The 11,369-nt window shown below is 69.3% G+C and carries 9 protein-coding genes; 6 read left to right on the top strand and 3 right to left on the bottom strand.

Features of this window, described 5'->3' with window-relative positions:
* The first annotated feature begins 634 nt into the window (after positions 1–634).
* The 5 genes from ACFFF6_RS17005 (at position 635) to ACFFF6_RS16985 (ending at position 5,893) form a co-directional block, all read left to right on the top strand.
* Positions 635–1,840 (top strand): hypothetical protein, encoded by a 1,206-nt coding sequence (locus tag ACFFF6_RS17005; RefSeq protein WP_376982680.1) that lies wholly within the window; start codon positions 635–637, stop codon positions 1,838–1,840.
* A gap of 100 nt (positions 1,841–1,940) precedes the next feature.
* The gene (locus ACFFF6_RS17000; RefSeq protein WP_376982679.1) at positions 1,941–2,105 is read left to right on the top strand and encodes a hypothetical protein; all 165 of its coding nucleotides are present in this window, start codon (positions 1,941–1,943) and stop codon (positions 2,103–2,105) included.
* Between the two features lie 181 nt (positions 2,106–2,286).
* Positions 2,287–2,763 (top strand): hypothetical protein, encoded by a 477-nt coding sequence (locus ACFFF6_RS16995; RefSeq protein ID WP_376982678.1) that lies wholly within the window; start codon positions 2,287–2,289, stop codon positions 2,761–2,763.
* Between the two features lie 344 nt (positions 2,764–3,107).
* Positions 3,108–5,174, top strand: a complete 2,067-nt coding sequence (locus ACFFF6_RS16990) for a HelD family protein (protein ID WP_376982677.1) — start codon at positions 3,108–3,110, stop codon at positions 5,172–5,174.
* Positions 5,175–5,488: 314 nt separating this feature from the next.
* Positions 5,489–5,893 (top strand): hypothetical protein, encoded by a 405-nt coding sequence (locus ACFFF6_RS16985; RefSeq protein ID WP_376982676.1) that lies wholly within the window; start codon positions 5,489–5,491, stop codon positions 5,891–5,893.
* Between the two features lie 141 nt (positions 5,894–6,034).
* Here ACFFF6_RS16985 and ACFFF6_RS16980 read toward each other — a convergent pair whose 3' ends face one another.
* From ACFFF6_RS16980 to ACFFF6_RS16970, 3 genes are all read right to left on the bottom strand, one after another.
* Positions 6,035–7,024 (bottom strand): glycosyltransferase family 2 protein, encoded by a 990-nt coding sequence (locus tag ACFFF6_RS16980; protein WP_376982675.1) that lies wholly within the window; start codon positions 7,022–7,024, stop codon positions 6,035–6,037.
* 71 nt (positions 7,025–7,095) lie between these two features.
* On the bottom strand, positions 7,096–8,382 hold the full coding sequence (locus tag ACFFF6_RS16975; protein ID WP_376982674.1) for a hypothetical protein: 1,287 nt from the start codon (positions 8,380–8,382) through the stop codon (positions 7,096–7,098).
* Positions 8,379–10,409, bottom strand: a complete 2,031-nt coding sequence (locus ACFFF6_RS16970; RefSeq protein ID WP_376982673.1) for a DUF6541 family protein — start codon at positions 10,407–10,409, stop codon at positions 8,379–8,381. Before ACFFF6_RS16970 ends, ACFFF6_RS16975 begins: the two co-directional genes overlap by 4 nt.
* 188 nt (positions 10,410–10,597) lie before the next feature.
* Here ACFFF6_RS16970 and ACFFF6_RS16965 point away from each other — a divergent pair, with 188 nt between their 5' ends.
* The gene (locus ACFFF6_RS16965; protein ID WP_376982672.1) at positions 10,598–11,362 is read left to right on the top strand and encodes a glycosyltransferase family 2 protein; all 765 of its coding nucleotides are present in this window, start codon (positions 10,598–10,600) and stop codon (positions 11,360–11,362) included.
* Positions 11,363–11,369 lie beyond the last annotated feature (7 nt).

The raw sequence follows: 11,369 nt of genomic DNA, 5'->3' as shown, positions 1-11,369 counted from the left end.
AGGGAGGGTGATGCCACGTGCGGGGCAGTCGACGGCTCGCTATTCGGTATCTAGCGCTCGGCACCACCACATCGTTGATAACTGCAGGATGCGCCCCATCTCTGACCCCTTGGATAGCGACACCGGACGAAGAAGGCGACGAAGAGCAGGAAACCCCAATCGGGTACTACTACAACGGGAGTCATCTCCGATTTGTCATCCCACGCTGCTTGGGTTCGGTACGAGAAATCGCTTTCATGCATCCACTTGAGATGGGACCTGACGCGGAGAGTTTCACACTAGCAAACCCAGTCGAGCTATTCGTTGGGGATATCCCTACGGATCCTTATCAATATCGAATCGCCCTCGGCAATTCTCGCATAGTAGACGATGCCACCCAGGTCTTGCTTTCTACGGTGAAGTCCGTGTATGCGGTCATCAAAATTGAGGAGCTGAAGACCCGGCGTCGACCTCGTCGCGGGTACGCTATCGATTACTATTCCCATCCTGTATCCGCATCCGACATTCTCGATAATGAAGACTTTTGCACTTCAACCTCTTCCTTGGATCCATAAAAGGCGACGAGAATTACGCGGTGGGCTCGGGCCTGGTTTAGGGACCATGAAATCGATATGCATGATATGGACATGAACTGATGGGCGAATGTGTATACAACGTTTCGATCAGCCTTCAGGGGTATGCACACATCACCCCTGAGCGCCTTGCGGCAATCGCCGCCGTTTTCGACAAGCATGACTACCTTAGGCCGAATGCCGTCAGGGAGGATGGGATAGAAATCCCAATCACTACGACGCTGCAGTCGGTCATCGCCGGTACCCCACTGCCGATTTCTTGGATCATGTCTGAGGAACGTAAAGAAGGTCGGCTATACTGGAATTTCGAGCTTCCAGCGGAAGAATGGGAGGTGTCCGGCAACCCAGGTCGTGCTAGCATGATCCGCTCGCGTTCGATTCTTTCCTTGAACTTTCCTGCACCTCCCGTCGATTCTGATCGCTCCTGGAACGAGATCGCTTGGCTACTCGCGGATCTTGGTGAATCCAGTGGTGCTGCATATGGGTTTTCCTGCCTGGATTCCGAATACGAAGATCTCGACCGATGGTACCCGCTCACCCAAAGTCGCCCGAGTGTGGACTTCGGCCTCGGAACAGTATTCTGGGTCCAATATTTCGGTGCTGCTATGGCACGAAAGTATCCAGAACTTCGGAGCCTGAAGGGAAGCTTCGCACTTCCATCAGGAGCCGTGCTATATCGAGCCGCGGTTCGCCCTTCTGATCCGGATGGGGTCAACGAAGGGCCGCTCGAGGCTCCATGGAAGGCCGAGCTGGTGCGCGTTCTCAATCCTGACGCGTTTGCGATCGGCTTCAAACCGAATCCACGAATGCCTACAATGGAAGAATTTTCACTCGCTGACTCTCGAGGCAGTGAACCTCTCGAGGAACTTGTCAGCCTGGTGACGCACACTAGCGCCCAGGCGATGGCCGAAAAGGAAGCCGCCTACGTCAATGCACACGCCCATCGAGAATCGCTCGAGAGGCGTCGGCGGAACGTCCCGAAGATTCAGGAATTCGAAGAGTGGTCCGCGAATATGGATTCGATGTTCTTTGATGTATTTTGCAATTCCCTGCGGGATGCCGTGAAGCCGAAGGTTTCAAAAAGCTACATGGAATCCTTCATCTCCGAGGCTCAGACTGCACCGCCAGGCGCATCGTATGCCACCTGCATGGACTCGCAGGAGGGCCCATTCATGCTGAGGTGGACCGCCGAAGACGAAACTGAGATGATTGTCGAGATCTACGGGTCGCCCGAGCTTGCGTCGTTAGCCGGCGGATTGAGCTACTAGTTGCCTCCCGAAGGCAATGGTCGTTTACCTATGCCGGCCCAGAAAGCCCGGAGTGCAACCTCCGCGCAACGCAGCCGGGGAGATCAGCCGGAAGCGGCTGGTGGACGAGCTTGCCCGTTGGCCGTACGCGACGATGCCGGAGAGCGACCCCTGGGACGACATCGTGCTGAGCCCCGGCTCGGGATCGTGGCACGAGGTCGAGGATGCGCTCGGTGTGGGGCTGATCGATGCGGAGGCGTACGACGAGGCCTTGAACAGGCGGTAACGTCAGCTCGCGTGAGCGACTCCATCGATTGGCTCCGAGTGGGGAAAACCGAAATGGGTGTATGGGAATATCGCCAAGAGCAATCTATATATCCCGAACGGATAGAAACTGTCAATAATCGTCGGATGCGACACGGGAAGGTCATCAAGTAGTGGTGAACAAACCTGAGAATCGGGAATCCATGAACACCATGTGGCGACTGATCGCGGCTGGAGGTGCTGTCGGGCTGGCGGTCACGGCTGTCCTTGACATGCTCCTAACGCTTCATGTACGTGCACGCCCGAGTGTGATCGACGGAGCGGGGCTACTGCTCCTGGTCGCGAACGCATTACTCCTCTGCGGAGGGCTCGCGGCGGCGATCTATCTCGCCGTGCGGCGCACGCGTCGTGGAATGCGGGGTGTGCTCCCAATCCTGCTCATGATCACCGGGATGCAAGCCTCGGGGGCTGGGAAACAGCTCGTAAAGGCAATTGACGTCGAGGGTATCGTCAATCTCCCAAATTCTGGATATATTATCCCATCGAGCCTCATTCCGGCTATTCCAAGCTTTGTCGGACCTGTCTTGCTAGTGTTGATTTATCTGCTGTTTGGGGTCATTTTTGCGGTTGGCGTTCGAATGTCCCGACATGGTGTCACGGGGGATCGCGCGCCTGCTTGATATTTCGAGAATGCCTGCCGGGCGGGGGCTCCTCGATCTCGGGCCCCCGCGACACCATTCACCGGAAGTCCCGGCCTCCGCCGGTCGTGACCACTTCGATCGCCGTCACGCCGTCCCCGTGCAGGTTCGCGGCGCCGCTGGCGTTCTCGAGGATGCCGCGCAGCACCACGGCCCGCGCACTTGCCAGCAGCTGGCCGACTTGACCGCGTCCGCACCGACCCGTGGAAGAGCCATCACGGCGTCGCCTGCGCAAGCTGTGCGGGGAAACGTCTCGAAAGCAGGCGCTCCGGGCGGTTCTCGTCCATCATGGTGCGGGTCTGAAAGGCGGGTGCATGGGTACGGACATGAGCACGGCAGAGCGGGACGCGGCGGCAGCGCAGCAAGTGGGGGAGGAGCAGCGGGCCCTCGATGCGATGCACGCGCGGGTCGAGGCCGAGAGAGCGGAGCGGATCGCTGCGCGGGCGACTGTCCTCGCGCGGACCCCGGAGGACGCATCGGAGTCGGTGACCCGCGAGGCGGAGGCGCACCGGTTCCAGGAACGGATCAGGCAGCTCGAAGCCGCCGTCCACGCCCTGTGCTTCGGACGCATCGACCCCAGCGGCGGCGGGCGCGGCCTGCACATCGGCCGGATCGGGTTGCGGGACGCCCACGGCGAGACGCTGCTGGTCGACTGGCGGGCCGAGGCCGCCCGGCCCTTCTACGCCGCGACCCCCGCCGAACCGCTGGGCCTGCGGCGGCGCCGCCACCTGCGCCTGCAGGGCCGCACGATCGAGGACGTGAGCGACGAGATCCTCGACGGGAGCGCGCCGCTCCCGGGCGACCTCGTCGGCGACGGTCCGCTCGCCGAGGCGCTCAGCGGCGCCCGCACCGGGCGGATGCGCGAAGCCGCCTCCACGCTGCAGGCGGAGCAGGACCGGATCGTCCGCTCCCCGCACCGCGGCATCACCGTCGTCGACGGTGGGCCCGGCACGGGAAAGACCATCGTCGCCCTCCACCGCGCTGCCTACGTGCTCTACGCCTGGCCTGCGATCGCCGGCCGCGGTGTCCTCGTCCATGGCCCGAACCGGCGCTTCCTGCGCTACATCTCCGACGTGCTGCCCTCCCTGGGGGAGAACGACGTGCAGCTCGCGACCCTCGAGGACCTCGTCGGCGAGCAGGCCACGCGGAGCGAACCGCACCGGATCGCCCGGCTCAAGGGGCGTGCCGAGTTCGCGGACCTCCTCGCCGCCGCGGTCCGCGCCCACCAGGTGCGGGCGGAGCCGATCACCCTGCGCACCGCGCACGGCACGGCCACCCTGCCCGCGACGGTCGTCGAGGCGGCCCGGAGGACCGCGCTTCAGGACGACCGCGGCCATGAACCGGCCAGGGCCGTGCTCCTCGAGACTCTCGTCGATGACCTGGTGCACGAGCTCGAAGAGGCGGCCGCCCAGGAGGAGGCCGAGTTCGAGCACGAGCTCGCCACCCAGCTGGGGCTGGACCTGGATCGCGCCGTCGCCGGCGACCTGGGCCGGCTGGGACCCACGACCGCCGCGTCGCCGGCCGAGGACATCGACTGGGACCTCATCCAGGCGGACCTGCTCGAGGACCCCGGGCTCGCACAGCAGGTCACGGCGCTGTGGCCGGTCCTGCGGGCCGCAGACCTCCTGCGCGACGTCCTCGCGGACCTGCCCGCTCTGCGCGCAGCGTTCCCGGATGCGCCGGCCGCGGACCTCGAGAGCATCGCCGCCAGCGCCCATGATCGAGGATGGACCATTGCTGACCTGTCCCTTCTGGACGAAGCCCGCGCCCTCGTCGACGGCCCGCCCCCGCACGTGTTCGGGCACGTCGTGGTCGATGAGGCCCAGCAGCTCTCGCCGATGCATTGGCGCGCGATCATGCGCCGCTGCCCCGAGCGCTCCATGACCATCGTCGGCGACCTCGCTCAGGCCGGGCCCACGACCAGCGTGCGCAGCTGGGTCGATGCGCTCGCCCCGTTCGTGGAGGACCGCTTCGAGCATCGGACCCTCACCATCAACTACCGCACGACCGCGGAGATCCTCGAGGCCACGCGCCCGCTGCTGGCCCGCATCGCCCCGGAGCAGAGGCTGTCCACCTCGATCCGTCACGGGCAGGCGCCGCAGCAGGTCGCAGCCGGTGCGGCGGGGCTCGACGCCGCGCTGCGCGAGCTGGTCGCGCAGCTGACCGCGGAGCATCCCGGGGAGCTGATCGGCGTGATCACCCGAGCCGATGCCGTCGTGGACGTCGAGGCCGCGGTGATCGGCGCCCCCGACGCGCGAGGCCTCGAGTTCGACACGGTGATCATCGTGGACCCGGCCGGGATCGAGGCCGCGGGAGAGGCGGGGCCGCGGGACCTGTACGTGGCGATGACCCGCGCGACCCGCCGGCTGATCAGCCTGGTTCCGGGGGAGTAGGGGAGTCGGCACCGGTCCCTGGCGGTGATCGCCGTGCAGAACGCGATGTCCGCGTACGATCGTCGAAGGTCCGCAGCGCGTGCGGGCGCGGGGTTGGGAAGGGAATCCGAATGAGGAGGAAGCGACGTCTGGCGTTGCACGAAAGGCAGCTGTCGCAGCTGATCGCCGCCCTTTCCCCCGACCTGAGGGCCGCGGGGTATCGGAAGACCGGACCGACCATCTGGAGCCGGGACACGCCGGACCTGCGGTCGAAGCTTCGGATTCGAGACATCGGAGAGTGGGGCGAGGTGCACATCGAGTTCGAAGCGGCTCCGGTGACTGGGAAGAGGTACCTTCCGGAGATCTGGTTCATGCTCCATCTGTTCGGGGACTGGGGCGACTACCGTCTCGCCCATCCGGGTGGTCTCGAGAGCATCATCGCTGACTTCGAGAAGCATCTGAGCGGTTTCCTCGCGCGGTGGGACCGGTTCGAGGACCTGTGGAGGGATCTCCTCCATGGGAACGTCCCGAACCATACGGGCCCTCCGCAGCGGAGGAAGTTCGCTGCGCTCACCGCTCTCGGGATCGCGCATACATGTCTCGAGAAGGAGTACTTCGATGAGGCGATGTCCTACATCCTGTCACGAGGATGGCAGTACCGTTCCATGATGGGCTGGGACATGCTGCCCGAGGCCATGGGGCCGGAGGCATTCGCAGCGATCAGCGCACCAAATTCCTGAGGTCATCGACGAGACGCGCGATGCGAGCAGGGACGGGACCAGGACGTCCTGGAAATCGCTGCCCGCCGAGGGCTCTGCCGTGCGGCTCATGGAGGCGCTGGCCGGACTTCCGCATTGAGCGCCCGGCGGAATCGTTGGGGCTCACCGGTACCGTGTTCGGGTCCTCCATTGCGCGATGCTCGCGAAAACCCGCGGCGACAGACGCAGGAGGACAGCCGCGGCCGCGGTCACCGGGCTCGCTGCGAGCGTCGCGAGCAGGTGCCGCCAGCGCAGATCGGCGCGGCAGGCGTGCAGCATCGCGGAGGACTCCTCGCCCTCGCCCGCGAGCGCCGCGGACTGGGCGATGAGCACCGTCATGAGCACGTGCAGGGTCGCGAGGTCCCGGCGGGAGGCGGCGAGCAGCTCTGCGTCCAGCCCGTGACGGACGTGCGCGAGGGCGAGGTCCCGTTCGCGGCGGGTGGGGACGCGGCCCCAGGTGAGGGATCCGGCGTGGACCCGGTATTCGATGAGCGGCAGGTCCAGCACCTGCACCTGCCGGGCCCGGGACAGCAGCACCAGCACCCCCGCGAGGTCCTCGAAGCGGTGCACGTCCGCGGGGAACAGGTCCTCTGCCGTGCCCGGCCCGTCCAGACGCAGCAGGGAGCGGCGGAACGCCTTGTCCCAGGGGAAGGGGGTGATCTGCTCGCGCATCACCGCGCGCGCCGCCTCCTCGCCGCTCATGCGCCCCAGGCGGCGGGACGCCTCCGTGCGGGTCCCGCCCTCCGTACGGACGCGTCGCCCCACGACCACGGCTTCCACCTCGCCGGTCACCGTCGCGGCGACGGTGTCGAGGAAGCCGGGAAGCTGTACGTCATCGGCGTCCAGGAACACGAGGATCTGCCCGCGGGCGAGGCGGGCCCCGGCCGTGCGGGCGCGCGAGGCGCCACCGCCAGTCGGCAGGACCTCGACGCGTACCCGCCCGGGCAGGACCGATGCTCCGGCGGCGCGGGCCGCTTCCGCCGTGCCGTCGGGGGAGGCGTCGTCCACCACGATCACCTCCACGTCCTCCCGGCCCTGGGCGAGCACGGAGCCGACCGCGGCGCCGATGCTCCCCTCGGCGCGGAAGGCGGGGATGATGACGCTGATCCGCACCGGAGCCTCCTCGCGCTCGGACCCGAGGGACCGCGCCTCGGCAGGACGGGCGGCGTGAAGGGGGAGGGGCTTCATCGGAGCGGCTTTCGCAGCAGGAGCAGATGCAGCGCCACACCCAGGCCGGGCCCCAGCACCAGGGCGAGGATCACCCGCGCCTCGATCCCCAGCGGCAGCCACAGGGCTGCGACGCCGACGACGCTCGCCAGCAGCCAGCCCGCCGCATAGGCGCGGTGCCGGTCCACCGCCAGGGCCGCCGTCCCGCTCAGGGTGAGCAGCGCGACCGCGCCCCCGGCGAGGGTGAGACCCGCCCAGGTCAGCGGGTCGGTGACATACAGGGGGTTCAGGAGGCGCAGCACCGGGGGGCCCAGCAGCGCCGCCACCACCGCGGCGCCCGCGGCCAGGGCGGACAGCTTCGCCATCACCGGGCCCAGGGCGCGCAGGGGATGCCCGGCATGAGAGACGAAGGCCGTGATCGCCACGCCCTGCAGGGCCTGCAGCGGGATCATGATCGGTGCCCGGGTCAGCGACAGCATGAACAGCAGCGCGGCGACGGCCGCCGCGTCCTCTCCCTGCGCGGCCGCATCGATGAACGTCGGATACGCGGTCACGAGCACGGCCGTGCAGGCCGCCGTGAGCATCGCCGCGACCCTCCGGCCGGTGAGCGCCTGCGCCGGGATCCCGATACGCATCCGCGCCGCCCGCCGCCCCGGCCCGGTCGCGACCACGGCCACGATCCAGACGAGGACGGCGCTCGCCGCCGCGGCCTCGAGGGCGAGCAGACCCGCCCCGTCGGTCAGCAGCCCCGTCATGACCGCGATCGCGACCAGCATCGTCGCCACCAGGCGGAGCAGGGCCTCGGCCGCCATCAGCCGAGCGTAGGGTCGCCAGCTGCCCTCACCCGCGAGCGTGCCCGCGACGGCGGCGTGGCAGGCGTACAGCAGCGCTGCGACCGCGATGATCGCGGCCGCGGCGACCGTGCCCGAGGGCAGCCGTCCGGGTGCCCACAGCGGTGCGCTCGCGGCGATCATCACCAGGGCGCCGAGCCCGATCGGGACCGCGGAGGCGAGCACCGGCGTCCCCGTGGGAACGCCGATCCGACGGGTCCCTGCGGCAGGGGCGGGGAGACCGGCGGCCCCGCTCCGATGCGCCGCGACCGCCCGGGTCGTCTCGTGCTGGATGCCGGACAGGACCCCGAAGACGCCGAACAGCACCGCCCAGAACACCAGGAACTGCCGGTTCTGCTCCGCGGGCAGCACCCGGGTCGCAAGAGCCATGATCGCGAAGCTCGATGCGGCTGCGAGCAGGGAGGCGAGCAGGATCGCCCGGGTCTCGCGGGCGGTGGGCGCGACGCCGCTCATGGCGTGCAGGCGTCGATCCGGTACAGGGCCGCCGCGCCCTCGGAGTCGACCAGGGTGAAGCCCTCGGCCGTGCCCAGGTCGCGCAGGCCGGGGAAGTCCCAGGTCTGCCCGTTGACGTAGTCCTCCCCGAAGTCCAGGACGTAGCCGGCGCCCAGCTCGGTGACGGCCTCGCAGACGGTGGGGTCCGCGGCAGCGTCGCGCAGATGCTGCTCGACGAGCCGGTCCTCCTCGGTCGCGTGCTCGAGGGTGTGATGGCGGGTCGTGGCGATGCCGGTGTACGGGTAGGCCAGGGAGCTGCCGTTCCAGGCGTTGACGATGAGCACCGCGTCCGCGGGCACCTCCTGGGGGAGACGCTCGATGAGCGCCAGCTCGTCGGGAGAGAGCACGTTCGCATCCGCCGACATCCGATAGGCAGGACGGGCGTAGTCCAGGGATGCCGTCATCCAGGTCGAGCCCTGCGTGATGGCCAGGCAGAGGACCACCGCGGCGAGGCCGATCACGGGCCGCAGCAGGCGCCGGGCGCGGCCGCGCAGGCGGGGCGCGAGGACATCGGCCAGGGCGCGCGAGAGGTGGGCGACGCCGAGCGCGAGGATCGGCAGCGCGGGGATCGCGAACATCGCCGCGAGCCGGTACGGGTCGTTGTACCAGACCCCGACCAGGGCGTCGCGGTCCGGCCCGTCCGGCCAGGCCGTCACCGCCACGAAGAGGTAGGCGACCAGGCCCCAGGCCGCGAGCATCTCCGCCCGCCGATGCCGGACCGTCGCATAGGCCCCCAGCAGCAGGAGCACGGCCAGGGACCAGGCCGGTCGCGCAGCAGGCAGGCTGAACAGCAGGATCCGGCCGATCGCCTCCGGGATCGTCGCATCGGGCTCCCAGACGAGGGCCTGCTCCGGGGGGCGGATGACGGGCCAGATCCCGCGGGCCAGCAGGAACAGGCCGAGCGCGGCAGCGGTCAGCAGCCCGGCCCGCGCCAGCCCGCCGCGCAGACGCGGATGCGCCGCCCGCAGCAGCGCCCCGACGGCGCCGAGCGCCGCCACGGGGACGGCGAGGGCCAAGAGCGACATCGCGGCGTTCGGGTGCCCGAGCGCCGTGCCGATCCCGCCCAGCAGGCCCAGCACGAGCACCGCGGGCATGCTCATCCCGTCCCGGCGGCCGATCCCCAACAGCCGCAGCAGGAGCACGAGCATCCCCGGCAGCAGCGCCATGCCCAGCAGGTTCGGGTACAGCACGCCGAAGACGATGAGCATGCGCGGGAACATCGGCAGCGCGGCGGAGAGCACGCCCGCCGGCAGCAGGCCCAGGCGCAGCAGCGAGGACGGCAGCACGCTGCGGCTGAGCAGCACCGCGCCCGCGGGCCACACGAGCGCGCACACCGCGAGGGTCATCGCGTTGGTCGCCAGCGCCACGTCCTGCCCGCCGATGCTGAGCAGGACCAGGCTCACCGTGTCGTGCCAGGCGGCGGGGTAGAAGGTCGACGCCCCCGGATCCGCGGTCAGCGCGAGCAGGTCCAGGCTCGAGGGACTCGCGGCCCCGTCGAGGATCGCCCGGACCGCGCTCTGGTGGAAGATGTTGTCGAAGGACTGCGAGAGCGCATCCGGTGCCTGCAACGTCGTCATGACCAGGCGCGCCATGAGCATGGCGCCCAGCGCCATGCCCGCGAAGGTCAGGGCCTCGAGAGAGCTCGGCAGCCGCAGCGCCCGGCGGGGCCAGGGAACGGCCGCGGCAGGGGAGGAGGCCTCGGCCTCAGGCGCGAGGCGGCGTCGACGCCGCGCCCGCAGCAGCCGTGCCGCCCACAGCAGCCCGCCCACCAGCACGGTCAGCGCAAGCACGGGCAGCGGCCCCCAGGACAGGCCCGTGCGGGGGGCGAGGACCGCGGCCGCGGAGATCAGCCCCAGGGAGGCGAGCGGGGCGAGGCCCGCCGCAGGCGCAGGCCGCAGGCGCAGCGCGAGCGTGCACACCATGCCCGGCAGCAGCAGCCACGCCGCCGTCACCAGGAACGGGAGCACCATCGGCAGCCAGGTTCCCACGCACGCTCCTCATCCGCTCGGCAGCCCCATGAGGGCGGCCCCCACTGTACCGGGCACCCCGCGACCATCCCCCTCGCCCCCGCCTCGCCCCCCGCTGGGCACCCCGCCGCCTCCCGCGCTAGGGTGAGGCGCGGCGGCCGGACCCGGTCCGCCCGGGACCGTCGGGACACAGCGGAGGGACAGGGCCGATGACGCGAGCGCCTGCACCGCTGCTGGTCATCGTCCCCGCCTGGAACGAGGAGGCGACCGTCGGGAGCACCGTCCTCGAGCTGCGCGAGGTCGTGCCGGGAGCCGATGTGCTCGTCGTCGACGACGGCTCCACCGACGCCACCGGTGCCCGCGCCGCCGCGGCCGGCGCCGGCGTGCTCACCCTCCCGTACAACCTGGGCGTGGGCGGGGCGATGCGCGCCGGCTACCGCTACGCGCGCCGGTTCGGCTACGAGCGCGCCGTCCAGGTCGATGCCGACGGGCAGCATGATCCGCGGGAGATCCCGCGCCTGCTCGCGGGTCTGGAGAGGGCGGACATCAGCATCGGTTCCCGTTTCGCCGACCGCGGCGCCTACGAGGTCCGCGGCCCCCGCCGCTGGGGCATGATCCTCCTCGCGGTGGTGGTCAGCCGCCTCGCCGGCACCCGCCTGACGGACGTCACCAGCGGGTTCCGCGCGACGGGCCGCCGCGGCATCGAGCAGTACTGCCGCTGCTACCCGACGGAGTACCTGGGCGACACGGTCGACTCGCTCGTGGTCGCGCTGCGTTCGGGTCTGACGGCGACCCAGGTGGGCGTGCACATGCGGCCGCGGCAGGGCGGAACCCCCTCCGCGCATCCCGTGCAGGCCGCCGGATACCTGCTGCGCAGCCTGCTCGCCCTGCTCATGGCGCTCACCCGAACCCCCGTGCGCCCCGAGGACCGTGGCGAGCCGCCGGTTCCCGGTGCCCGCGCGGCCCGTTCCTGAGGATCGC

Origin of the sequence: Brachybacterium hainanense (assembly GCF_042434575.1) — a bacterium.
GTDB lineage: Bacteria > Actinomycetota > Actinomycetes > Actinomycetales > Dermabacteraceae > Brachybacterium > Brachybacterium hainanense.
Note: the sequence above shows the minus strand (reverse complement) of the source record. Positions and strands in the feature narration are given on the sequence as shown.

What these genes read in the sequence shown, in the direction of transcription:
- ACFFF6_RS17005 (WP_376982680.1), top strand. Translation starts at nt 635, where the DNA reads ATGGGCGAATGTGTATACAACGTTTCGATCAGCCTTCAGGGGTATGCA.
- ACFFF6_RS16995 (WP_376982678.1), top strand. Translation starts at nt 2,287, where the DNA reads ATGAACACCATGTGGCGACTGATCGCGGCTGGAGGTGCTGTCGGGCTG.
- ACFFF6_RS16990 (WP_376982677.1), top strand. Translation starts at nt 3,108, where the DNA reads ATGAGCACGGCAGAGCGGGACGCGGCGGCAGCGCAGCAAGTGGGGGAG.
- ACFFF6_RS16975 (WP_376982674.1), bottom strand. Translation starts at nt 8,382, where the DNA reads ATGAGCGGCGTCGCGCCCACCGCCCGCGAGACCCGGGCGATCCTGCTC.
- ACFFF6_RS16965 (WP_376982672.1), top strand. Translation starts at nt 10,598, where the DNA reads ATGACGCGAGCGCCTGCACCGCTGCTGGTCATCGTCCCCGCCTGGAAC.